Origin of the sequence: Streptomyces montanus (assembly GCF_005786655.1) — a bacterium.
GTDB lineage: Bacteria > Actinomycetota > Actinomycetes > Streptomycetales > Streptomycetaceae > Streptomyces > Streptomyces sporangiiformans.
In genome coordinates, this window is the sequence record NZ_VBZC01000034.1 from 1,321 (window position 1) to 25,627 (window position 24,307).

Annotated in this window: 19 protein-coding genes; 12 read left to right on the forward strand and 7 right to left on the reverse strand. The window is 69.5% G+C overall.

Going from position 1 to position 24,307, the window contains the following annotated elements:
* Positions 1–1,527, forward strand: a 1,527-nt coding sequence (locus FE633_RS27730) for an AMP-binding protein (protein WP_212747287.1), incomplete at its 5' end; no start/stop codon positions are given.
* 63 nt (positions 1,528–1,590) lie between these two features.
* On the forward strand, positions 1,591–2,391 hold the full coding sequence (locus FE633_RS27735) for a thioesterase II family protein (RefSeq protein WP_138047924.1): 801 nt from the start codon (positions 1,591–1,593) through the stop codon (positions 2,389–2,391).
* A gap of 60 nt (positions 2,392–2,451) precedes the next feature.
* Here FE633_RS27735 and FE633_RS27740 read toward each other — a convergent pair whose 3' ends face one another.
* Positions 2,452–3,099 carry a response regulator transcription factor gene (locus FE633_RS27740; protein ID WP_171060145.1) on the reverse strand — a complete coding sequence of 216 codons (648 nt, stop codon included), beginning with the start codon at positions 3,097–3,099 and terminating at the stop codon, positions 2,452–2,454.
* 373 nt (positions 3,100–3,472) lie between these two features.
* On the opposite strand from FE633_RS27740, the gene FE633_RS27745 reads away from it, so the two are divergent.
* Positions 3,473–4,639 carry an NAD(P)/FAD-dependent oxidoreductase gene (locus FE633_RS27745; protein ID WP_138047926.1) on the forward strand — a complete coding sequence of 389 codons (1,167 nt, stop codon included), beginning with the start codon at positions 3,473–3,475 and terminating at the stop codon, positions 4,637–4,639.
* Positions 4,640–4,905: 266 nt separating this feature from the next.
* Here FE633_RS27745 and FE633_RS27750 read toward each other — a convergent pair whose 3' ends face one another.
* Positions 4,906–5,643 (reverse strand): DUF5134 domain-containing protein, encoded by a 738-nt coding sequence (locus tag FE633_RS27750; protein WP_138047927.1) that lies wholly within the window; start codon positions 5,641–5,643, stop codon positions 4,906–4,908.
* Positions 5,644–5,889: 246 nt separating this feature from the next.
* Between FE633_RS27750 and FE633_RS27755 the strand changes: the two genes are divergently transcribed.
* Positions 5,890–7,332: an MFS transporter gene (locus FE633_RS27755; RefSeq protein ID WP_138047928.1), complete on the forward strand. Its 1,443-nt coding sequence runs from the start codon at positions 5,890–5,892 to the stop codon at positions 7,330–7,332.
* A 564-nt stretch (positions 7,333–7,896) separates the two neighbouring features.
* Here the strand turns inward: FE633_RS27755 and hemE are convergent.
* Positions 7,897–8,961, reverse strand: a complete 1,065-nt coding sequence (hemE, locus tag FE633_RS27760) for a uroporphyrinogen decarboxylase (protein WP_138047929.1) — start codon at positions 8,959–8,961, stop codon at positions 7,897–7,899.
* A 150-nt stretch (positions 8,962–9,111) separates the two neighbouring features.
* Between hemE and FE633_RS27765 the strand changes: the two genes are divergently transcribed.
* The 3 genes from FE633_RS27765 to FE633_RS27775 all read left to right on the forward strand — a co-directional run bounded on the left by FE633_RS27765 (position 9,112) and on the right by FE633_RS27775 (position 12,462).
* Positions 9,112–9,780 (forward strand): DUF3000 domain-containing protein, encoded by a 669-nt coding sequence (locus FE633_RS27765; RefSeq protein ID WP_138047930.1) that lies wholly within the window; start codon positions 9,112–9,114, stop codon positions 9,778–9,780.
* A 313-nt stretch (positions 9,781–10,093) separates the two neighbouring features.
* Entirely contained in the window at positions 10,094–10,756 is a 663-nt protein-coding gene (locus FE633_RS27770) for a helix-turn-helix transcriptional regulator (RefSeq protein ID WP_119099034.1), read from the forward strand.
* A 425-nt stretch (positions 10,757–11,181) separates the two neighbouring features.
* Positions 11,182–12,462, forward strand: coding sequence for an HRDC domain-containing protein (locus FE633_RS27775; RefSeq protein WP_138047931.1), 1,281 nt, complete (start codon positions 11,182–11,184; stop codon positions 12,460–12,462).
* On the opposite strand, the gene FE633_RS27780 is transcribed toward FE633_RS27775, so the two are convergent.
* Genes FE633_RS27780 through FE633_RS27790 form a run of 3 tightly spaced genes read right to left on the reverse strand, consistent with a single transcriptional unit; the run spans position 12,440 to position 15,563 of the window.
* Complete coding sequence (locus FE633_RS27780) at positions 12,440–13,270, reverse strand: carbohydrate ABC transporter permease (protein ID WP_119099030.1); 831 nt, start codon at positions 13,268–13,270, stop codon at positions 12,440–12,442. The genes FE633_RS27775 and FE633_RS27780 overlap by 23 nt on opposite strands.
* Complete coding sequence (locus tag FE633_RS27785) at positions 13,267–14,214, reverse strand: carbohydrate ABC transporter permease (protein ID WP_138047932.1); 948 nt, start codon at positions 14,212–14,214, stop codon at positions 13,267–13,269. The genes FE633_RS27780 and FE633_RS27785 overlap by 4 nt, the downstream gene beginning before the upstream one ends.
* The gene (locus tag FE633_RS27790; protein ID WP_138047933.1) at positions 14,214–15,563 is read right to left on the reverse strand and encodes an ABC transporter substrate-binding protein; all 1,350 of its coding nucleotides are present in this window, start codon (positions 15,561–15,563) and stop codon (positions 14,214–14,216) included. Before FE633_RS27790 ends, FE633_RS27785 begins: the two co-directional genes overlap by 1 nt.
* Before the next feature lie 160 nt (positions 15,564–15,723).
* Between FE633_RS27790 and FE633_RS27795 the strand changes: the two genes are divergently transcribed.
* The 4 genes from FE633_RS27795 (at position 15,724) to FE633_RS27810 (ending at position 22,716) form a co-directional block, all read left to right on the forward strand.
* Entirely contained in the window at positions 15,724–18,138 is a 2,415-nt protein-coding gene (locus tag FE633_RS27795; protein WP_138047934.1) for a glycoside hydrolase family 2 protein, read from the forward strand.
* The gene (locus FE633_RS27800; protein ID WP_138047935.1) at positions 18,135–19,172 is read left to right on the forward strand and encodes a LacI family DNA-binding transcriptional regulator; all 1,038 of its coding nucleotides are present in this window, start codon (positions 18,135–18,137) and stop codon (positions 19,170–19,172) included. Before FE633_RS27795 ends, FE633_RS27800 begins: the two co-directional genes overlap by 4 nt.
* A gap of 123 nt (positions 19,173–19,295) precedes the next feature.
* Positions 19,296–20,513, forward strand: coding sequence for a thiolase family protein (locus tag FE633_RS27805; RefSeq protein ID WP_119099025.1), 1,218 nt, complete (start codon positions 19,296–19,298; stop codon positions 20,511–20,513).
* A gap of 73 nt (positions 20,514–20,586) precedes the next feature.
* Positions 20,587–22,716 (forward strand): 3-hydroxyacyl-CoA dehydrogenase NAD-binding domain-containing protein, encoded by a 2,130-nt coding sequence (locus tag FE633_RS27810; RefSeq protein WP_138047936.1) that lies wholly within the window; start codon positions 20,587–20,589, stop codon positions 22,714–22,716.
* Between the two features lie 116 nt (positions 22,717–22,832).
* On the opposite strand, the gene FE633_RS27815 is transcribed toward FE633_RS27810, so the two are convergent.
* Entirely contained in the window at positions 22,833–23,861 is a 1,029-nt protein-coding gene (locus FE633_RS27815; RefSeq protein ID WP_138047982.1) for a PLL family lectin, read from the reverse strand.
* A 69-nt stretch (positions 23,862–23,930) separates the two neighbouring features.
* Between FE633_RS27815 and FE633_RS27820 the strand changes: the two genes are divergently transcribed.
* Positions 23,931–24,305, forward strand: coding sequence for an NYN domain-containing protein (locus tag FE633_RS27820; protein WP_138047937.1), 375 nt, complete (start codon positions 23,931–23,933; stop codon positions 24,303–24,305).
* Positions 24,306–24,307: the final 2 nt, after the last annotated feature.

The following is a 24,307-nucleotide window of genomic DNA, read 5'->3' on the forward strand; positions in this document are numbered from 1 at the left end:
CTCGCGGGACTGGCCGAGCAGGCTGCCCGCGCGCTGCGCGCCCACGGAGTCTCCGCGGGGGACCGCGTCTGCCTGCTGTCGCCCACGACCAAGGACCTCCTGATCACGCTCTTCGGCGTCTGGCGGCTCGGCGCGGCGCCCGTGGTCCTGCCGCGTCCCACGCGGGCCGATGCCGAGGCGTTCGTGGAGGAGGTGCAGCGGAGGATCAAGGCGGCGGCGCCCGCGCTGCTGGTGACGACCGAGAAGAGCGCCGAGCTCTTCGCCGGACGAGTCGCCGTGCCCACGGTCAGCCTGGGCAGGCTGCGTACGCACACCGTCGCGCCCGAACGCTCGCTGCCGATGCCGTCTCCGGACAGCATCGGCCTGCTGCAGTTCACCTCGGGGACGACCGCGCTGTCCCGCGCCGTGCCCATCACCCATGCCCAGCTGATCGGCAACATCGCGGCCGCCGGCGAAGGCACCGGGTTCGGTCCGGACGACACCTACGTCAGCTGGCTGCCTCTCTACCACGACATGGGGATCGTCTCGCTGGCCGGCATGGCCGCCGCCGGCGCGCACTTCGTCGCCATGGCGACCGAGACGTTCATGCAGCAGCCCGCCTCGTGGATGCGGACGATCAGCGACTACGGCGGCACGGTCACCGCGGCACCCAACTTCGCGTACGGTCTGGCGGCCAAGGTGCAGGCGCTGCGGCCCGCCGCGCTGAACCTGAGCGGTCTGCGCTGCGCGATCAACGGCGCGGAGGCGATCGACGCCGACGCTCTGGTCATGACCCAGGACGTGCTGGGACGTCACGGGTTCGGGGAGAGTGCCATGTGCCCGATGTACGGCCTGGCCGAAGCGACGCTGGCGGTTTCCGGCAGCGACCATGCGACGCCCGTACGCATGGTCGAGCCCGTCGGCGATGGTCGGACTTCTGGTGGTCAGGCCGCTCCCGGGCGCCGTCTGGTGAGCTGCGGGCCGCCGATTCCCGGAACCGAGGTACGGATCGTCGACGAAGACGGCCGTGCTCTTCCCGAGGGCGCCGTCGGCGAAGTCCTCGTGAAGGGGCCCGGCGTGACGTCCGGCTACTGGACTGCTGGAGGCCGAGCCGACTCCGGCGGCTGCCACCGGGACGGCTGGCTGGCCACGGGGGACCTCGGCTTCCTCGATCGAGGCGACCTGGTCATCTGCGGCCGGATCAAGGACATGGTCATCGTGGGCGGGCGCAACCTCTACCCCGAGGACTACGAAATGGTCGCGGAGCGGGTTCCGGGAGTGCGTGCGGGCAACGTCGTGGCGTTCTCGCTGCCCGGCCGGGAACGGATGGTGGTCGTGGCCGAGGGACGCAGCTCCGGAGGCGATCTGGACCAGGTTGGCCGTCGTGTGATGGACACCCTGCGCGACGCGGCCGAGCATGCGCCGCACGAGGTCCTGTTCATCAAGCCCGGGACACTGCCGAAGACGTCGTCGGGCAAGCGGCAACGGCAGGCGACGCGCCACCTGTACGAGCAGGGCGGTCTCGAAGTACTGCACTCGGTCCGATGAGCGAGTGACAGCGCGGAGACCACCCCGCAGGAGGAGAGACCACGGCAGGAAGAGAGACAACGTATGTACCGGCCACGTCCGACCGCCCCCGGCCCTACCGGGGGCGAGGACCCATGGCTCCTCGACCCTCAGGTGCCCGTGTCCCGGCAGGCGCTGACTCTGGTGTGCGTTCCGCACGCTGGAGCCGGGCCGGGCGTCTACCGGGCCTTCGCCCAGCGTCTTGCCCCGCAGATCGCCTTGCGTCTGGTGAACCTGCCGGGCAGGGAGTCCAGAATCGGTGAACCGGCCCTGGGCGACGTGCCGCGCGTGGTTCAGGCCGTGTTGCCCCGCCTGGTGCCTCACCTGCGTGGCCGGTTCGCCCTGTGGGGCCACAGCATGGGCGGCTTCGTCGCCTTCGAGCTGGCCCGTGTCCTGGAAGCCCGCTTCGGCCTGCGGGGCGAGGCCCTGGTGGTCTCCGGCTGCCAGGCACCGCAATCGCCCGAGCGGACCGCCCTGCCACAGCGCCGCCTGATGACCGATGACGAACTGTGGCAGAGCGCCGCCGCGTTGAACGGGATCCCCGAAGAGGTTTCCCGCAACCGTGACCTGCGGGAACTTCTGCTGCCGACCTTGCGCGCGGACTTCGCCGTCTTCGAGACGTACGAGTACCGCGCAGGACCGACTCTCAGCTTCCCGCTGCACGCGTTCGCCGGCCAGGAGGACCCGGAGGCGTCGGCTACGGACATGAAGGCGTGGGAGCAGGAGACAAGGGCGGCCTGCACGCTCACGGAGCTGCCGGGCGGACACTTCTTCCACCTCGACGATCCGGGCGGGTTCGCCGATCGCCTCGCGGCGGTGCTGTGCCCTCGAACCGACCCGCGATGACGGCCGGTCACGAGCGTGCTGGGCTCCGTCGATCCAGACGGGGACGGAGCCCAGCTGTTCTTACGATCCTGTCGCCGTCTCGAGCTCGACGAGCCCCAGCCGCAGGCCCAGTGCGACCGCCATCGTCCTGTTCTGACATCCGAGTTTGACCAGGATGTTGGCGACGTGACGTTTCACCCCGTGCACGGTGATACACATGCGCTTGGCGATCTGGCGGTTACTCAGTCCCGTCGACATCAGCCGGAGCGTGTCCAGCTCACGAGCGCTCAGCGGTGGCCGCAGGGGCGCTCCTGTTCCAACGGGGTCGGCGGCGAGAGCCAGCAACTCCCGCATGGTGTTCCGCGAGACGGAGACCATGCCGCGATGCAGAGCGCTGAGCATTTCCGCCAGAGATGCCACGGACAGATCCTGCTCACGCACCACCGCGTCGACCGGCAGTCCGGCGGCGAGAAGCAGCCGGTCCCGGTCGAGAGCACCGGCGAGCAGCACCAATCGTGTGCAGGGACGGGCCAATAAGGGCTCCAGGCGGTCCAGAGCACCGGAAAGAGCACTCGGTGAGAGCAGGAGCGTCAGGCACCCGCCCAGTTCCTCCACTGATATGTCGTCGAGAGCCGCGGCTGCCACCACGACGCGCCCGGGACATGCCTCTTCGAGCATGTGCTGCAGGCCCGTACGCGTCACGGTGTGCGGCTCGATCAGGACATTCATGGTGCCTTCGCAGCCGAGGCACGAATCGGTTATTCGATCACGAGAGTGGGGTGTGGTCACCCCGATCATGCGCACACCGGACATCGGGCGACCTCTGCAGCGAACCTACGAAACTTCTGTGTCTGCTGAGCGTCGGTGCGTAACAGGAGCGGCGCTCCGATGAACGACCCGCCCCCATCTCCTTCTTGGTGCGCGGCTGTTCGTACCGCCCGGCCAGAAACCTCTGCGACCAGGCCTTCCCCGTTGTTCACAAAGCCCCCAATGAACTGTAGGTATGTGGCATACCAACGTCATGTACTGTGGTCCGTAGTAGTTAGACCTGTCAAGCAATTTCACGCTCTGTCACCACGGTCACCGAGGGGAATGCGGTCCGATGAAGTTCGATGTCGCTGTGGTCGGAGGAGGTGCGGCGGGCGTGGACGCGGCCGCCGCCGTTCGACGCCATGCCCCGGGCGCAAGCGTCGCGCTCATCAGTCCGGAACCGGACCTCCTCTACCGGCCGTGGCTGGTGTACCTCCCAGCAGCGGCCGTGCCGGCGAAGGATCTGTCGATCCCGCTGTCCGGAATCTCCTCCCGCCACGGCTTCGAGCACGTCCAGGACGGGGTGAGCGCCGTCGACATGGAAGCCGGCGAGCTGGTCCTGGCCGCCACCGGTGAACGACTGGGGTACGGCCAGTTGATCCTCGCTCCCGGCGCCCCGGCGGACCGGCAGCGCATCCCGGGCAGCGACGCCCATGCGCTGTTCCCGTGCGATCCCGCAGAGGCACAACAACTGCTGGACCGGCTGAAGGCATTGACGGCGGGAACCGTTGCGTTCCTGCTGACCGGCGAACGGATCGGCCCGGGGCTGGAGTACGCGGGCTGGGTCGCGCGGGCGATGCGGACAGCAGGACGGAAAGACGTGTCAGTGATCGCCGTCGACCACGGTGACGCCATGGACCGGCAGTTCGGCACGAAGGCCGCCGACCGGCTGGTGTCCGTTGCGGACTCCGTCGGCGTCCACGTCGTGAGGAACGCTGACGTGGAGCGGATCGACGAAGGTGGGCTCGTGCTGGCCGGCAGCACCGTCAGCGCCGACCTCGTATCCGTCACAAGCCCCCTGTGCGGCCCGGATCTCGGACTCCCGACCGAACTCCTGGACGACCACGGCCTACTGCGGGTCGACACCACACTGGCGGTACCGGGGCTTCACAACGTATTCGCCGCCGGCGACTTCAGCAGTGTGCAGGGCACGGCGTTCGAGCTGCCGAAAACGTGGATCATGGCGCGCCTCCAGGCGGAAACAGCCGGCCGCAACGCGGCTGCGGCACTCGGAGGCGTCAGCCCTGCGGGGCTGGACATGCGCAGGGCCGCACGCATGGCCGCCCTCTCCATGCCGGACGTGGGCGGCCGCACTCTCTTCGTCCGCAACCGCAAGCCGGTGGCGGGAGGCAGGTGGCCGCTCAAGCTCCGGTACCGCATGGACGCCAAGTATCTCTCCACCTACCGCGATCACCCTGGAGCAAAGCGTCCTGCCCTCCAGAGGGAGTTCGAGAGCTGAGCACAGAGCGGTCGAGGTGACTCGGCCGCCGCGGTGGTCGCGCGCCGAGGGCATCCGCGAGATGGCGGCACGTCGGGTGCCCGCCCGCCGTGAAAGCCTCAACTCCCGCTTCGTCAAACGCAAGATGGCCGGCTTCGGCGTCGCACACGCCGGACGCCGGCACGGCAACCGAGGGAAACGGCTTCAGGTGACGCACCCGCCCCGAACCCGAGCCGACGGATTGACCCGCTCCGGGCAGTTGGGTCCGCACGAGTAGATCAAATCGGTCAGGCGGTCATCATCAGCAGCATTGTCGCCATCGATCCGCCCATGCCGACATGACCGGCCAGACGTGCGTTCGGCGCGGAGAGCACCGTTGGAGTGCGAGGTGCCAGACGGTGACGGGCCCTGCGGCCGAGTGCGGCTGAGGACTGCGTCGACTCGTCCGCGCCCCGCATCCGGGCACGTACGGCCAGAGCCATGAAGACCAGGAAGTACGCGGCCAGGACCCAGAAGGTCGCGCGCCAGGCGACCTCGGAACCCGATGAGGTAGCGGCCTCGGTCACGCCGTGGGCACTCGCACCTCCCATTCCCTCCATCCCGGCCATGCCCTCCATCCCGGACATGGCTCCATGTCCGTGTCCGGAGGATCCGGCCAGAGCGAGCACGGGCCCCGACGGGGCGCCCGGCATGGCCAGGGTCATCAGGACCATGGCGGCGCTGCCGACCACGAGGTGGACGCGATGGTGCAGGTGCCGCAAGCCTCCCAGGGCCACCTGCCGTAAGGACAGGGCGACACCCCCGAGACAGAGCAGCCCGAACACCGCTGCCCACCACACGCCGTAAGTGCCGTAGAGCGCCGCTGTCGGAGGCGCGGACATCACGGCCATGCCTGCGCCCATCACCGCCTCGGCCCCCGCTTCGTACCGCGCCCAGCCACTGACCAGTGCCATCCGGACGAGGTTCCCGACAGCCACTCCGGCCCCCAGCACCACCAGCGTCCAGCCCAGGAGGTGTCCCGTCACGTCGCCACCCCTTACGGGAGCCGATGTCGCGGCTCTCCGATCGCCGACTACTACGTACACACTTAGTACGTAGCGATCGGCGATACGACTCACGACGAATGGCGCGCGACGGCGCCCGCTGCTCGCCACGGATCCGGTAGTCCATCTGACCGAAGGTCACTCGACTCCTTGCATACCCCCCAGGGGTATGTTACGGTCCCACCCCAAAGATACCCCCCAGGGGTATGTCGAGGAAGGGGTAAGACCATGCCAACTGTCAGTCCCCGGCACTGGTGGGCACTGATCGTGCTTGCCGCCGCTCAGTTCATGGTGATCATGGACACGAGCATCATCGGGGTCGCGCTCCCCGAAATGCAGCGTGAACTCGGCTTCTCCCAGGGCGAGTTACAGTGGGTCTTCAACGCCTACGTCATCGCCTTCGGTGGACTGCTTCTGCTCGGCGGACGCCTCTCCGACCTTCTGGGCGCTCGGAAGGTGTTCAACGCCGGCTGGGTCGTCCTGATCGCGGGGTCGATCGTGGCGGCCGCCGCGCAGACCGCCTGGGTCGAGGTCGTGGGCCGCGCCGTGCAGGGAGTCGGCGGCGCCCTCATCGCTCCGGCCGCCATGACGCTGCTGATGATGCTCTTCGCTCACGATCCGAAGGAGCTCGGCAAGGCCATGGCGCTCTACGGCGCGGCGGCCCCCGCGGGCGGCACCGCCGGCGTCTTCCTCGGGGGCGTGTTCACCGAGTGGCTGAGCTGGCCGTGGATCTTCATCATCTACGTCCCGATCGGCGTCGCCACGCTCGCCGCGACCAAGCTGCTGCCCGCCGTCGAGTCTCGCCGTGGCGCGGTGGACGTGCTCGGGGCCGCCTCCGTCACCGCCGGCCTCGCGCTCGCAGTGTTCGCCATCGTCCGTGCGGAGCACGTCGGTTGGGGCTCGAGCGCCACCGTTCTCCAGCTGGGAGGCGCTGCCGCCCTGCTGGTCGTGTTCTTCGTGATCCAGAAATCGGTGCGCCAGCCGCTTATGCCGCTCGGCATCTGGCGGGTGCCGCGCCTCGGTTCGGCCAACCTGGCGATGACGCTGCTGGGTGCCGCCTGGATTCCGATGTGGTACTTCCTCAACCTCTACCTGCAGCAGGTCCTCGGCTACGGGGCCTTCGCCTCCGGCGCGGCGCTGCTGCCGATGACCGTCCTGCTGATGATCTTCATGACGGCGATCACGGCGAAGCTGCTCGCCAGGTTCGGAGCCAAGCCGCTCATCGGCGGCGGCCTGCTGGTCCTCGCCCTCGGCCTGCTGTGGCTCTCGGCCGTCGAACCGACCGGCACCTTCGCCGTCGACGTCCTGCCGGCCTCGCTCGTCGCGGCGCTCGGCATGTCGCTGGCGTACATCCCGGCGATGATGGCCGCCATGTCCGGTGCCCCGCAGGAGCAGGCGGGCCTGGCCTCCGGCATCGTCAACACCACCTACCAGGTCGGCTCGGCCCTCGGTCTGGCGGCCCTGACCGCTCTCGCCACCTCACAGGGCGCGGGACAGCTGGGCAACCTGCCGGCGCTCACCGACGGCTTCAGCGCCGCGTTCCTGGGCGCCGCCGCGGTCGCCGCCGTCGGCGGTCTCGTCACCCTCCTGGTGATGCGCGGCGACGGGGCCGCGGCCGCCGCACAGCAGGCGTCCGCTCCGGCGGCCAAGGGCGAGCAGATCGGCGTATAGCCGATGGGCTGCTCAGACAGCCTCATGCGACACCGCAACCAGGGGCCGCCCGATGTCTCAGCAGGACATCGAGCGGCCCCCTTTCGTGCCTGGGGTTCGTGCGTACGCAGAGGAGAGCGCGGCATGGACATACACACCCAGGCCGTACACATGGTCAGCGAGCCGCCCAAATGAAAGGGCACAGGGCGACGCCACCCGCTGAGCATCCCATCGTCCAGTCATCGGCCTTTGCCTTCGACTCCGCCGACCCGCTCGCGGAGCCAGTGGCGGATCTCGACGGATCAGACGCCGGGACACCATCACCCGGCCATGGCCGCCGCTCTGGAGCCTGATCCGACGTGCTGAGCAGGTAACCCACGCCGCGGGCAGCTGGAGATGTCTTCGAAGGTCAACATCAAGTCGATCTCAAGGACCAGAGCCTGAGCGAGGCCGAGGTCAAACCGCAGGAGCCTCAAGGCTGACCGCGCCGGCCGCTCCGATCGCGTGACGTCGGCCCGACTCGCGACGGCACCCAGCCTCCCGGCACACCTAGGGCACCTCCGGCCCTGATCCGCCGGACGGGCCCTAGCGCGCGGTCCGCGTGTGGACGTACTCCACGAGTCGGGTCAGCGCGTCCGGGTCCGTGCTCGGCAGGACGCCGTGGCCGAGGTTGAAGATGTGGCCCTCCAGGCCCGCGGCGGCGTCGAGGACCTCCTGCGTCTTGGTCTCGACGGCCTCGGTGGAGGAGAAGAGGACGGCGGGGTCGAGGTTGCCCTGGAGCGCCTTGCCCGGGCCGACACGCCGGGCGGCCTCGTCCAGCGGGACGCGCCAGTCGACGCCGACGACGTCCGCGCCCACCTCTCCCAGCAGGCCGAGCAGTTCGCCGGTGCCGACGCCGAAGTGGATGCGCGGAACTCCGTACCCCTCGACGGCCTGGAACACCTTGGTGGAGGCGGGCATGACCGAGCGCCGGTAGTCGGCGGGCGCGAGGGCGCCGACCCAGGAGTCGAAGAGCTGGACGGCGGAGGCTCCCGCCTCGATCTGCACCTTCAGGAACGTCGCCGTGATCTCCGCGAGCCGGTCGAGCAGGTCGGCCCACAGCTGCGGGTCGCCGTACATCAGGGCCTTGGTGTGCTCGTGGTTGCGTGAGGGACCGCCCTCCACGAGATAGCTCGCGAGCGTGAAGGGCGCGCCGGCGAAGCCGATGAGCGGGGTCTCGCCGAGCTCGGCGGTGAGCAGTCCGATCGCCTCGGTGACGTACGAGACGTCCTCGGGCGTCAGGTCGCGCAGCTGCGCGAGGTCCGCGCGGGAGCGGATCGGGTTCTCGACCACCGGGCCGACGCCCGGCTTGATGTCGAGGTCGACGCCGATGGCCTTGAGCGGTACGACGATGTCGCTGAAGTAGATCGCCGCGTCGACGTTGTGCCTGCGCACCGGCTGCAGCGTGATCTCCGCGACCAACTCGGGCCGCATACACGACTCGAGCATGGGGATGCCCTCGCGCACCTTGCGGTACTCGGGCAGGGAACGCCCGGCCTGCCGCATGAACCACACCGGCGTGTGCTGCACGCTCTCACGTCGGCACGCCTTCATGAAGACGGATTCGTACGTGGCTGTCGGCTGGCCCAGGGGGCGGTCATTGGCGTTCACGTCGAAAAGTCTCGCACGCCCTGGAAACACCGGAAGCCTGGGTCCCACAGGAGCGCAGGGGCGTGTTTGAGGGGGCGTGATCCGGACAGTGGCCCGGTGCACGGGTGTCTCTCCCTGCACGAAGGCGTCGTTCCCCTTAACCTTCCCCGCATGGCTGCGGCTCAAGGACGACTGTCGGACGGCGCTGACGGGATGGACGAGGCGGGAGAGGGGGAGCGCAATGGTACGGACGCAGCTCCGCTGCCGTTCCGTACGGCCGTCGAGGCGCTCAGGGCCGCACGGCCGCGGCCGGAGATCGAGCTCGACCCGACCCGGGCGCCGCAGCGGCTCGCCCCGTTCGCGCACGCGCTGGAGGCCACGGTCCTCGACGGCGACGAGGACCTCGCGGACGGCCGCCTGATCCTCCTCCACGACCCGGCGGGCCACGAAGCCTGGCAGGGGTCCTTTCGTCTGGTCACCCTGGTCCGCGCGGAACTGGAGCCGGAGATGGCCGCCGACCCGCTGCTGCCCGACGTCTGCTGGTCCTGGCTGACCGGCGCGCTCCGGGCCCGCGGCCTGTCGTACGGCGAACCCGGCGGCACCGTCACCCGCGCGAGCTCCCACTACTTCGGCGGCCTCGCGGAACGCCCGTCCACCTCCCAGATCGAGATCCGCGCGTCGTGGACCCCCCGCGAGGGGCTCGGCGGTGTCCCGGACGCGGCGTCCCACCTCGCCGCGTGGTGTGACCTGTTGTGCCAGATCGCGGGCCTGCCCCCGGTCGCGCCGGGCGACGCGTCGGTGGTGACACTCCCCCAGCGCCGCGGCCCCCAGCCCCGCTGACCCTCGCTGACCCCCGCTGACCCTCGCTGACCCCCGCGTTCCGCCGTACGACAATCGCAGAGCCCCCGCGCCCTGAGTGGGCCAACCTCTTTGTCGATACGGCCACTTTCAGCCTCATAACGAAGCGGAGCGAACTCGTTCGATCTTCGACTGATCGATCGCGCGTCCGAATTGCACGGATTGTTACTCACCAAATCGTGATCATTCTCTAAAGGCGGACGGGTTTGGTGCCGAAGACCTCTGTGACCTTGAAAGCAACGGTTCGTTCCGGCTTGCCCCCAGGCCGGTCCCGTCCCGCACCCCAGGAGGCCTGGTGTCCGTTCTCCTCGAGCAGCCCGCAAGCCTGGTCGCCTACCGCCCGAACAAGCCGACCGCGATGGTGGTCGTGGCCGATCCCCGCGTGCGCTCCACCGTCACCCGCCACTTGTGGGCGCTCGGTGTACGCGACGTGATCGAGGCCTCGTCCGTCGCGGAGGCTCGTCCCCGCATCGGCAACCCCCGTGACATCTGTGTCGCGGAAGTCCACCTGCCGGATGGTTCCGGCCTCACCCTCCTCTCCGAGACCCGAGCCGCGGGCTGGCCCAACGGCCTGGCCCTGTCCGCCGCCGACGACATCGGCGCCGTACGCAACGCCCTCGCGGGCGGTGTGAAGGGTTACGTCGTCACCGGCACCCGTACGAACATCGGGCTCCCCACCCGGCCGGGCGCCGCCCCCATCGGCTCGGTCGCCGCCCGTATGCACCGCCGCCCCCCGGGTGCCCCGAGCCACCCGGGCGGCTACCGCGAACTGTCCGGCCGTGAGGTCGAGGTGCTGCGGCTGGTGGCGGAGGGCCAGTCGAACAAGGCCATCGGCGTCTCGATGGGCCTGTCCGCACTGACCGTCAAAAGCCACCTGGCCCGCATCGCCCGCAAGCTCGGCACGGGCGACCGTGCCGGCATGGTGGCGGTGGCCCTGCGGACCGGGATTATCCACTGACCGCGACCAGGATCAATTCACCGACCACAATCCGGATCCATTCAGCTACCTGACCTGCTCACACCCCTCAAACGCCCGTGGACGGAACGTTCCGTCGACGGGCGTTGTCCATGCGCGGACCTCTTCGGGACCACACTGCTCGCGGCCGGATCCTCACATCCAAGCTGTGACGACGATCACCCTCGGCCGGCAGTCGGTTTCCGCGGGGGCCGCAGCGGGCCGCTCAGGCGCTGGAGTTGGGCACCAAGCCGGAGGCCGGAACAGGGCGAGCGCAAGGCGACCGAGCAGCGGGCGCGTGCACGGCACAGGGGACGAGAAACACCCGGAAACCATGACAAGTGTCTAGAACCCGTTTCCGCAGGTCAGTCGGAGCTTCGTCCGAAAGTGCAGGTCAGGAGACCGCCCAGTACGGATACCCTTGACAGGTGACCGACGCCCAAGAGACCGCAGCAGACAGCTCACTGCGAACCACCGGAGGCGCTCCTCCGGACGACGTCGAAACGGCGCCGATCCCGTTGCTCGAGCCCCGCGACGGAATTCCGCCCGTGATCGCCGACGACGCCTCGCTCGCCGAGGTGATCGCCGCGTTCGCCGCCGGGAGCGGCCCCGTCGCCGTCGACGCCGAGCGCGCCTCCGGTTACCGCTACGGCCAGCGGGCCTATCTGGTGCAGTTGCGCCGCGAGGGCTCGGGTACCGCGCTCATCGATCCCGTCGCGTGCCCCGATCTGTCCGGACTCGGCGAGGCGCTCTCCGGTGTGGAGTGGGTGCTGCACGCCGCCACGCAGGACCTGCCCTGTCTCCGCGAGATAGGCATGATCCCCAGCCGCATCTTCGACACCGAGCTGGCGGGACGGCTCGCCGGGTTCCCGCGCGTCGGCCTCGGCGCGATGGTCGAGGGCGTCCTGGGCTTCGTACTCGAAAAGGGGCACTCCGCGGTCGACTGGTCGACGCGTCCGCTGCCCGAGCCGTGGCTGCGCTATGCCGCGCTCGACGTGGAGCTGCTCGTCGACCTGCGGGACGCGCTGGAGAAGGACCTCGACCGTCAGGGCAAGCTGGAGTGGGCCATTCAGGAGTTCGACGCGATCGCCTCGGCGCCCCCGCCGGAGCCCCGCAAGGACCCGTGGCGCCGCACGTCGGGCATGCACAAGGTGCGCCGCCGCCGGCAGATGGCCGTCGTACGGGAACTGTGGCAGGCCCGGGACCGGGTCGCGCGGCGCCGGGACGTCTCGCCGGGCAAGGTGCTCGGCGACGCGGCGATCGTCGAGGCCGCGCTCGCCCTGCCGGCCAATGTGCACGCCCTCACCGCGCTGAACGGCTTCGGGCACCGCATGGGCCGACGGCAGCTGGAGCAGTGGCAGGCCGCCGTGGACCGCGCGAAGGCCCTGCTGGACTCCGAGCTGCCGCAGCCCGGCCAGCCGGTGACCGGTCCCCCGCCACCGCGCGCCTGGGCCGAGAAGGACCCGGCCGCCGCGGCCCGGCTCTCCGCCGCGCGCGCGGCGGTGTCGGCTCTCGCCGAGACCCTGAACATGCCACAGGAGAACCTGATCACCCCCGACACCGTGCGCCGCGTGTGCTGGGAGCCGCCCGCCGTGCCGGACGCCGACTCGGTCGCGGCCGCGCTCGCCGGACACGGGGCGCGGCCCTGGCAGATCGCTCAGGTCACCCCGGTCCTGGTGACGGCCCTCACTTCGTCGCCCCCCGAGTGAACCCGTTGTAGATGTAGCGCTGCAGGAACAGGAAGACGATCAGCGTCGGGAGGATGACGAGGACCGCACCGGCCGAGATGTTCTCCCAGTGCGCTCCGAACGGTCCCTTGAAGCGGAACAGCGACGTCGAAATCACGCCAAGGTCCTCGGACGGCATGTAGAGGAACGGTATGTAGAAGTCGTTGTAGACCGTGATGCCCTTGACGATGACCACCGTCGCGATCGCGGGCTTCAGCAGCGGGAAGATGATCTTTCGGTAGATCGTGAAGGCGCCTGCGCCGTCCAGCCGTGCCGACTCGTCCAGGGACACCGGGATGGACCGCACAAACTGCAGGAAGATGTAGATCGAGACGATGTCCGTGCCCATGTAGAGCGCGATCGGCGCCCAGCGGGTGTCGAACAGGCCGAAGCTGTCGACGATCTGAAAGGTCGCCACCTGGGTCGTGACGCCCGGGACCAGCGTCGCGACGAGGAACAGCGCGACGACGAGCTTCTTGAACCGGAAGGTGAAGCGGTCGATGGCGTACGCCGCCATCGACCCGATGATCACCGTGCCGGTGACGGAGAAGAGCAGGATGAACGCGGTGTTCCCGAACGCTGCCAGCATCTCGCCGTCCTGGAACGCCGTCACATAGTTCTCGAAATGGAGCAGGCTCTCGGGCAGTTGGAGCGCGCTGCTGTCGTTCGCCATCTCCTCCGAGGACTTGAGGGAGGTCAGCAGGACCACAACGAGCGGGAGCAGGACGACCACACTGGCGACGACCAGTGACAGGTAGGTGAGGGCACGGGCGATACCTCGACGGCTCATACGAGATCCACCTTGTCGTCCGGAACGAGCCGCCGCTGCACCCACGTCACCGCCAGGATGATCAGCAGCAGTACGACCGCGGCCGCCGAGGCGAGCCCCGTCTTGTTGAACTGGAAGGCCAGCTTCACCGTCTGGATCACGAAGGTCTCGGTGCCGGTCGCGCCGCCGGTCATGATGTACGGGATCTCGAAGACGGAGAGCGACCCGGAGATCGAGAGGATCACGCTCAGGCTCAGTACGGGCCGGATCCCGGGCGCGATGATGTACCGGAACCGGTGCCAGCGATTGGCCCCGTCCAGTTCGGCGGCCTCGTACAACTCCCCCGGTATGGACTGGATCGCGCCCAGGAAGAGGACGAAGTTCAGGCCCATGTAACGCCAGACGGAGACGCCTGCCAGGGAGGCGTTGGCCGACGTCGACGTGCCCAGCCACGCCCGGTCGGACTCGACGCCGAGCAGCCGCAGCACCGAGTCCAGGGTTCCGCCGTCCTGGAAGAAGTAGAGGAAGACGAAACCGATCGCGACCCCGTTGATCAGATACGGGAAGAAGAGCACGCCCTTGAAGAAGTTCCGGAAGCGGACGTTGAAGCTCAGGATCGTCGCGAAGTAGAGCGCGGCGGCGATCTGGACCACCGAGGCGGCGAGGTAGTAGCCGCTGACGAAGAAGACCTGGAAGAGCTCCCCCCTGGTGAAGATTTCGGCGTAGTTCTCGGCGCCCGTGTAGCTGAGTTCGGGGCTGACGCCGTCCCAGTCGGTGAAGCTGTACGCGACCATGTTGGCGACGGGCGCGTACGTGAAGGTGATCAGCAGGATCAGCGGGGCGGCGAGGAACAGCCAGGGCGTGAGGCCGCGCCGCAGTCGCACGTGGCGCGGGGCCTGGGTCTTGCGGACGGGCGGCGCGGCCCTGTGCGGCCGCGCCACCTTCTCGGTCGTCGTGTCCGTCATCACGAACCCGCGGTCTTGGCCGCCTCGGTCCAGCGCTCGCCGAGTTCGACCAGGAAGTCGTCGAGGCTCCCCTTCTTGGCGCCGCGCGCGAGGTCGACGAGGTCCTGGCGGTAGTCGGGCTTGTAGATGCCGACCTCCGACTGGTTGTCGATCTCCTTGACCGTCGCCCCCTGCGTGTCGTCGAGCTCGATGAGCTTCACGCCCGCTTTCTCGTACGGCTTCAGCACCTCGGGAAGCGGAGCGCCCTTGACCGGTGAGAGGGCCATGTTCGCTTCCGCGTAGCCGGACTTGTCGGTGAACCAGTCGATCCAGGCGCGGGCCGCCTCCTTGTGATCGGAGTTGATGTTGACGGCCTGGTTGTAGTCGGGCGACATGGTCGCGCAGAACGTGCCGTCCACCTGGGCCGGGAAGGGCATGAAGCCGATGTCGTCGGGGTTGGTGCCGGCCTTCTTCGCCGCAGCCTGGAACTGGACGACCGCCCAGGAACCGAGCCACATCGTGGCGATGTCGCCCTTCGCCAGCTTGGGCTTGGACGCTTCCCAGTTGGTGGTCGTGGGGTCCTTCTCGATCAGTCCCTCGCGCACGATGTCGTACAGCAGCGTGTCGCCGACCCGCAGGTCGGCGCCCTTGGCCCAGGGGTTGCCCTCCGCGAGCTGCGTGGTTGCCTGTGTGTCACAGCCGACCGAGCCGTTGACGCTCGTCCACTGGCTCAGCGGCCACATGTCCTTGAAGTTCGTGTAGTACGGGACCGCGTCGGTCCTGGACTTGACGGCCTTGAGCGCGTCGACGAACTCGGCGGGCGTGGTGGGCCAGTCGGTGATCCCGGCCGCCTTCCAGACCTTCTTGTTGTAGAGGAACCCGGGGACCGCGCCCATCGGGCTCTGTCCGTAGACCTTGTCGTCGACCATGGTGAAGTCGGTGAAGAGGTACTTCTTGCTGCGCTCGGCCACCGTTCCCAGGGAGGCGAAGAACTTGGGGTAGTCGTTCTTCTTGATCACGGCGGGGATCATCAGGACGTCGCCGTAGTTCTCCGTGTTCATACGGATCTTGACCTCGCCCTCGTAGTCCGTGAGGGCCTCGAACTCGACCTTGACCTTCGGGTAGGTCTTGTTGAACTCGGCGGCGTACTTCTTCAGCGTGCCGTCCTGCGCGAGGTCGGTCCGGTGGGTCAGGACCTTGATCGTCCCGGACACACTCTTCGGGTCGTCGGGGGCCTGGGCGTCCTCGCCCTTCGACGAGCCTCCGCTCCCGGTGCAGGCCGTGGCCAGCAGCACGGTGGCGAGAAGCGTTCCGGCGAGTGTCGTGCGGCGTTTCGTGCGGTGTGTGCGGTGTGTCGTGCGGCGGTTCATTGCACCAGCTCCGTTCAGGGACGGATGAGCACGAGTGGGATGGCTGGTTCGGCACTCTGGCAGCCGTTACTGAACCGGTAAAGTCCCTATTTCGCCAACGATGCCAAAAGTGTGTATCAGCCTGGCCTACTACGGGCCTATACCGGTTTAGGGAGTGCGCATGCTGGACGTCACACCGCTCACCGAGGGCTGGACCCTTCGCCATGACGGGGCCGCCCTCCCCGCGGCGGTACCGGGCTGTGTGCACACGGATCTGCTGGCCGCCGGGGTCATCCCGGACCCCTTCCTCGGCCTGGCCGAGGCCGAGGTGGCGTGGGTGGGGCGGCAGGACTGGACGTACGAGACGACGCTGGACGCGGCCGCGGGCGAGCACGAGCAGACCGACCTCGTCTTCGACGGGCTGGACACGGTCGCCGAGATCCGTGTCGACGGCCAACTCCTGGGCCGGGCAAGGAACATGCACCGCTCCCATCGCTTCGACGTCACGGGTCTCGAAGGCCCGCTCGCCGTACGCTTCCTCTCCGCCTACACCGAGGCCGAGGCCGTGCGGGAGCGGCTCGGCGAGCGGCCGAACGCGTATCCCGAGCCCTTCCAGTACCTCCGCAAGATGGCGTGCTCCTTCGGCTGGGACTGGGGCCCGACGCTGGTGACGGCCGGCATCTGGAAGCCGGTGCGGCTGGAGCGGTGGTCGACCGCGCGGATCGCCCGCGTGCGGCCGCTGGTGACGGTCGAGGAGGGACGGACCGACGGCAGAGCCCGGGGGCATGTCGAGTTGTACGTCGACGTCGAGCGGACCAGGGTCGAGGCGGAGCTCTCCGTGACGGCCCGGGTCGGCGGGGTGCGGGCGTCGGCGACGATCGACGGCACCAGCGGTCTGGTACGCCTCCAAGTGCCGGACGTCGCACTGTGGTGGCCCCGCGGCTATGGCGAACAGCCGCTGTACGAGGTGGAGTTGGAGCTGCACGGCGAGGCCGGCCCGCTCGGCACATGGCGCCGTCGCATCGGCTTCCGGAGCGTCGAGCTGGACCGGAGCGCCGACGCGCACGGCTCCGGCTTCACCCTCGTCGTCAATGGCGAACGCATCTTCGCCCGGGGCGTCAACTGGATCCCGGACGACATCTTCCCGTCCCGGATCACCCGCGAGCGCTACCGCACCCGGCTCACGCAGGCGGCCGAGGCCGGCGTGGACCTCGTACGCGTCTGGGGCGGCGGGATCTACGAGAGCGAGGACTTCTACGACGCCTGCGACGAGCTGGGCCTGCTCGTCTGGCAGGACTTCCCCTTCGCCTGCGCCGCCTACCCCGAGGAGCAGCCCCTGCGCGGCGAGGTGGAGGCAGAGGCGCGCGAGAACGTCGTACGGCTGATGCCGCATCCCTCGCTCGTGCTGTGGAACGGCAACAACGAGAACCTGTGGGGCTTCCGGGACTGGGGCTGGGAGGGGCGGCTGGCCGGGGACTCGTGGGGCGAGGGGTACTACCTGGGTGTCCTGCCGCGTGTGGTGGCCGAGTCGGACCCGACCCGGCCGTACACGGCGGGCAGCCCCTGGTCGGGTTCCTGGGACCACCACCCGAACGACCCGGCGCACGGCACGCACCACTCCTGGGATGTGTGGAACCGCCTCGACTACGCCGCGTACCGGGCCGAAGTCCCGCGTTTCGTGGCCGAGTTCGGCTGGCAGGCACCGCCCGCGTACGCCACGCTGCGGCGCGCGCTGCCGGGTGAGCGGCTCGCCCCCGACTCCCCCGGCATGCTGCACCACCAGAAGGCGGACGACGGGAACGGCAAGCTGGAGCGCGGTCTGGCACATCACTTCGCGGTGCCCGAAGGGGGCTTCACCGAAAGGGACTTCGACCGCTGGCACTACCTCACGCAGGTCAACCAGGCGCGGGCGGTCGCCACCGGGATCGAGTACTGGCGCTCGCACTGGCCGGTGTGCGCGGGCACGATCGTGTGGCAGCTCAACGACTGCTGGCCGGTGACGTCCTGGGCCGCGATCGACGGGGACGGGCGGGAGAAACCGCTGTACCACGAGCTGAAGCGGCTGTACGCGGACCGGCTGCTCACGCTTCAGACGCGGGACCGGCAGCTGACGGTGGCCGCCGTGAACCAGTCCGCGGACCCGTGGTCGTCGTCGCTCACGCTGCGTCGGATGTCCGTCGAGGGCGGCGTCGTGGCCGAGACGAACGCGAAGCTCGCGGCCGGCGCGCGAGCGGTCGCCCGCACGCCCGTGCCCAAGGAGCTGGAGCCCGTCGGTCCGAAGGAGTTCCTCGTGGCGGACGCCGACGGGCTGCGGGCGCTGTACTTCCCCGTGCCGGACCGTGAAGTCCCGTACCCGCGGCCGAGGTTCGACGTGAGCGTCGCGCCCGGCGAGGTCACCGTGACGGCCCGCACCCTCGTACGGGATCTGCTTCTCCAGGCCGACCGGCTGGCGCCCACCGCGACGACCGACCGGGGGCTGGTCACGCTGCTGCCCGGCGAGCAGGTGACCATGGCCGTACGCGGCTGGGAGACTCGGGGCGAAGCGGCCGCGGCCGCCGCACGAGCCGCCCTGTACTGCGTGGAGCCCACCCGATGACGACCTCGCCGACACCCCGCGTGACCATCAAGGACGTCGCCGCGCGCGCCGGGGTGTCCAAAGGGGCGGTGTCGCTCGCCTTCAACCACAAGCCGGGGCTGTCCGAGGCGACGAGGGACCGGATCTTCGAGGCCGCCCGGGAGTTGGGCTGGGCGCCGAACCTCGCGGCCCGGTCGCTGTCCAGCTCGCGCGTCGACGTGGTCGGACTCGCGATCTGCCGGCCGGCGCAGCTGCTCGGGCTCGAACCGTTCTACATGGAGTTCGTCTCCGGCGTGGAGAGCGTCCTGACCGAACGCTCCTGTTCGCTGCTGCTGCGGCTGGTCCGGAACGTGGAGGAGGAGGTGGGGCTGCAGGACGCGTGGTGGCGGGGGAAGCAGGTGAGCGGGTCGATCCTCGTCGACTTCCGCGCGGATGATCCGCGCGTGCCCGCGGCGGAGCGCCTCGGGCTGCCGGTCGTCGCGGTCGGGCATCCCTCCCTGACCGGCAGCCTCACCTCCGTGTGGACCGACGACGCGACCGCCGTGACGGAGGCCGTGGGCTATCTCGCCGCGCTCGGCCACCGGCGGATCGCCCGGGTGGGCGGCGCGGCGGCGCTCGGGCACACCTCGATCCGTACGGCCGCCTTCGACGAGGCGGCCCGGGCCCTCGGAATCGCCGGGGCCCGGCAGGTCGCCACCGACTTCTCCGGGGAGGCGGGCGCGCGGGCCACCCGGTCGCTGCTGAGCGCCGCGCGGCCGGACCGGCCGACCGCGATCGTGTACGACAACGACATCATGGCCGTGGCCGGGCTCTCGGTCGCCTCCGAGATGGGCCTCGGCGTCCCCGGCGACGTCTCGCTGCTCGCCTGGGACGACTCCCAGCTGTGCCGCCTCACCCATCCGACGCTGTCCGCGATGAGCCATGACGTCCACGGATTCGGGGCGGACGTGGCGCGCACGTTGTTCGGGGTGATCACGGGAGAGGGGCCCGGCTCGCATCCCGTACCGACACCGGTGCTGACCCCGAGGGGATCGACCGCGCCTCCGAAGGTGTGACCTTCACCGCTCCCGGCGGGGGGACTGTGCAGCATGGTTACTCGTAAGTAGCATGAGGGTGAGCGCGCGCTCAGGCGTGTGTGCCGCGCAGCAGTGCCATCCCGCATCTGGAGGAGAGCCATCGTGCCTCGTACCGTCAGGGACGTCGTCTTCGTCGACGGCGTCCGCACACCGTTCGGCAAGGCGGGCCCGAAGGGCATCTACCACGAGACCCGCGCCGATGACCTCGTCGTGAAGGCGATCCGGGAGCTGCTGCGCCGCAACCCGGGTCTCGACCCGAAGAAGGTCGACGAGGTCGCCATCGCCGCGACCACGCAGATCGGCGACCAGGGCCTGACCATCGGCCGCACCGCGGGCATCCTGGCCGGGCTGCCGCAGTCCGTCCCCGGCTACTCGATCGACCGCATGTGCGCGGGCGCGCTGACCGCCGTGACGACCACGGCCGGTTCGATCGCCTTCGGCGCGTACGACGCCGTCATCGCCGGTGGTGTCGAGCACATGGGCCGCCACCCGATGGGCGAGGGCGTGGACCCGAACCCGCGGTTCGTGAGCGAGAAGCTGGTCGACGAGTCGGCCCTGTTCATGGGCATGACCGCGGAGAACCTGCACGACCGCTACCCGCACATCACCAAGCAGCGCGCCGACGAATTCGCCGTGCGCTCGCAGGAGAAGGCCGCCAAGGCGTACGCCAACGGCAAGATCCAGGCCGACCTGGTGCCCATCTCCGTACGCCGCACCAACGAGGAGGCGGGTGAGACGGGCTGGGGCCTGGTCACCGCCGACGAGCCGATGCGCCCGGGTACGACCCTGGAGAACCTCGCCGGTCTCAAGACCCCGTTCCGCGTCCACGGCCGGGTCACGGCCGGTAACGCGGCCGGTCTGAACGACGGCGCCACCGCCTCGATCATCGCGTCCGAGGACTTCGCTCGCGAGAACGACCTGCCGGTGAAGATGCGCCTGGTCTCGTACGCCTTCGCGGGCGTCGAGCCCGAGGTGATGGGCTACGGCCCGATCCCGGCGACCGAGAAGGCCCTCGCCAAGGCGGGCCTGTCGATCGAGGACATCAACCTCTTCGAGATCAACGAGGCGTTCGCCGTCCAGGTCCTGGCCTTCCTGGACCACTACGGCATCGCGGACGACGACGCGCGCGTCAACCAGTACGGCGGCGCCATCGCGTTCGGCCACCCGCTGGCCTCCTCCGGCGTCCGCCTGATGACGCAGCTGGCCCGCCAGTTCGAGGAGCAGCCGCACGTCCGCTACGGCCTGACCACCATGTGCGTGGGCTTCGGCATGGGCGCGACGGTCATCTGGGAGAACCCGAACTTCGAGGGGGACAAGTGAGCGAGCGTAGCGAGCGAACAATTGAAAGGTGCAGCACGTGCGAATGCTCGACCGAGCGAAGCGAGGGAGCGGCATGAGCACCACCAGTGAGCTGTTGAAGGGTGCGGCCGAGCTGTTCCCCGACGAGGTCGTGACACAGGCGCACGTACGCCATCTCGACCTGCCGTCCAACGCGGGCCGTTTCGCGCTCATCACGCTGGACAACGGCCTCGACCACACCAAGCCGACCACCTTCGGCCCGGCATCGCTGGCGAACCTCAACACCGCCATCGACCAGGTCGAGAAGGAGGCCGCGGCCGGCGAGATCGTCGGTGTCGGCATCACCGGCAAGCCGTTCATCTTCGCCGTCGGCGCGGACCTCAAGGGCGTCGAGCTCCTGAAGAACCACGACGACGCGCTCGCCATCGGCAAGGGCGGCCACGAGGTCTTCAAGCGCCTCTCCGCGCTGGCCGTGCCGACCTTCGCGTACTACAACGGCGCGTCGATGGGCGGCGGCGTCGAGGTGGGTCTGCACTGCAAGTACCGCACGGTGTCGAAGGCGCTGCCCGCGTTCTCGCTCCCCGAGGTCTTCCTGGGCCTGGTCCCGGGCTGGGGCGGTTGCACCCTGCTGCCGAACCTGATCGGCGCGGACAACGCCGTCACCGTCATCATCGAGAACTCGCTCAACCAGAACAAGCAGCTCAAGGGCCAGCAGGTCTACGACCTCGGCATCGCCGACGCCCTCTTCGAGGGCGCGGACTTCCTTGAGCAGTCGCTGGTGTGGACGGCGTCCGTCCTCAACGGCGACACCGAGGTCACGCGCCCGGTCGTCGACCGCACCGAGGCCTGGGACCAGGCCGTCGAGCGGGGCCGCTTCATCGCGGACAGCAAGGTGCACGGCGCGGCGCCGGCCGCGTACCGCGCGCTGGACATCATCGCCGCGGCCAAGAACGGCGACCTGCAGCAGGGGTACGACGCCGAGGACGTGGCCCTCGCCGACCTGATCATGGGCGGCGAACTGCGCGCCGGTATCTACGCGTTCAACCTGGTCCAGAAGCGCGGCAAGCGCCCGGCGGGCGCCCCGGACAAGAGCCTGGCCCGTCCGGTCACCAAGGTGGGCGTGGTCGGCGCCGGTCTGATGGCCAGCCAGCTCGCCCTGCTCTTCCTGCGCCGCCTGGAGGTGCCGGTCGTACTGACCGACATCGACCAGGAGCGGGTCGACAAGGGTGTCGGTTACGTGCACGCCGAGATCGACAAGCTGCTCGGCAAGGGCCGGATCAACCAGGACAAGGCGAACCGCCTGAAGGCCCTGGTCACCGGTGTCCTCGACAAGGCGGAGGGCTTCTCGGACGCCGACTTCGTCATTGAGGCCGTCTTCGAGGAGATCGGCGTCAAGCAGCAGGTGTTCGCGGAGGTCGAGGCGGTCGCCCCGGCGCACGCGATCTTCGCCACGAACACGTCTTCGCTGTCGGTGTCCGAGATGGCGTCGAAACTCAAGAACCCCGAGCGGGTCGTGGGCTTCCACTTCTTCAACCCGGTCGCGGTTCTGCCGCTCCTTGAGATCGTCCGCGGCGAGCAGACCGATGACGCTTCCTTGGCCACGGCGTTCGCCGTCGCCAAGAAGCTGAAGAAGACCGCGGTCCTGGTCAAGGACGCCCCGGCGTTCGTCGTGAACCGCATCCTCACCCGCTTCATGGGCGAGATCCAGAACGTCATCGACGAGGGCACCCCGGTCGAGGTCGCCGAGAAGGCCGTCGAGCCGCTCGGTCTGCCGATGTCTCCGCTGGTGCTGCTGGAGCTGGTCGGCCCGGCGATCGGCCTGCATGTCTCCGAGACGCTGCACGGCGCGTTCCCGGACCGCTTCAAGGTCTCCCCGAACCTCGCCGCCGTCGTCAAGGCGGGCAAGCGCGGCTTCTACGTGTACGACAGCGGGAAGCCGGAGCTGGACCCGGAGGTCGCCGCGCTGCTCAAGCAGGGCGACACCGTCCTGACCGAGGAGCAGGTGCGGGCCCGGGTGCTCGACGCCGTCGCCCAGGAGATCGGGATCATGCTCGACGAGGACGTCGTCGCCGAGGCCCAGGACATCGACCTGTGCCTGATCACCGGCGCCGGCTGGCCCTTCCACCTGGGCGGCATCACGCCGTACCTGGACCGTGAGGACGTCTCCGAGCGAGTGAACGGGAAGCGGTTCCTGGAGCCGGGCGTGGCCAGCGTTCCCGCGTAGCGCTCGGCTTGAGCGGTCGGGAAACCGCGGGCCCGTCTGTGGCTGGTCGCGCAGTTCCCCGCGCCCCTGAAGTGCGCTGCTGCCCGGCACACCAACTGGTGTGCCGGGCACCGGTGTTACGTGAGGACGAAGCTGCGCCACGCCTGAAGGGCGAGCCCCGGCTCCGCCTTCCGGCGGGTCGTCAGCAACTCCCCGCTGCCCGGCTGGAGTTGCGCCGCCACGACCTTGCCCTCGTGGTCCTCGCCCAGCGACAGCTGTGTGTCCGCGGGAAGTTGGGGTCCCGACTCGGTCCACCAGGCTCCGGCGGATTCCTGCTCGGTCGGGTAGGCGGCGAAGGCGACCCGGCCGCTCGCGGAGCGCTGGGCGAGCAGCGTGCAGTCGATGCCGTCGAGCGTGAAGCGGAGGGCGGACACCGGGCCGGGTCCGGCGCACGGCAGCAGTTCGGCGGGCTCCGTGCCGGGCCTCCAGGCGCACAGCATGTCCGACTCGTCGGTGAAGAACACGGTCACGTGCTCGTCGGAGGTGGCAAGGGCCCGCAGGGTGCCCGGCCGGGCCGCCGCCTTCAGCGGTTCCTCGTCGAGCGCGGGTATGTGCCCCGGTCCCGCCTGCGTCCAGCGCAGGATCCCCGTCGGTGACGTCGCGTACAGCTCGACGCGCCCGGACGCCCGGGTCACGGCCGTCAGTTCGCCTTCCACCTCACGGCCCTTCAGATCACGCCAGGGGCCCCAGCCGCCGCGTTCCTTCTGGCCGCGCATGCTGACGCCGCCGCCCTTGTTGCGTACGAAGACGTGGGCGCGGCCCTCCGCGTCGACCGCGACGGCCGGGACGCCGGTCTGCTCCCCCTTCTGGTTGGGGTGCCCGAGCCGGTTCCAGTCGAGTGCGGCGAGATGCGGGCGGAAGTGCGTGGAGTGGACGAGTCCCGCCTCCCGCGCTCCGGTGGGACGCCAGGAGACCAGGTGGGCGTAACCATCGGTTCCCTGACCCACGGCCAGCACGGGGTGCACCCGCTGGTCGCCGCCCACCGTACGCGGCGCGCTCCACGGGCCTCCCGGGTTTCGCTCCGCCCAGCACCACACGGCATCGTCCCGGGAAGCGTAAGCGCTGAGTCGGCCGTCCCGGCCTTTCAGGAGCCAGGCGCCGTTCACTGTAGGGACCATCGACACTCCCCCACTGTAGTCGGGGCCGCGGGATCCGCCCCGTGCGACCCTGGCCTCATGAACGCCCCTCTCCTCGTGATCGTCGACGCCGCGAATGTGATCGGCTCGGTCCCCGACGGCTGGTGGCGGGACCGCCGAGGGGCGGCGGAACGCCTGCGGGACCTGTTGGTGCCGTACGCCGACGAAGGCCTGACGGGCTTCCCGGGTCCCCTGGAAGTCGTCCTCGTAGTCGAGGGAGCCGCCCGCGGAGTGCCCTCCGTCGCGGGCGTACGGGTCGAGTCGGCGCCCGGCAGCGGGGACGACCGCATCGTGGAGCTGGCCGCCGAAGCCGGGGAACGCCGCTGCCTGGTCGTCACGGCCGACCGCGAACTGCGGAACCGGGTAGGCGCGTTGGACGCCGAGGTGACCGGCCCGCGGACCGTACGCCCGTAACT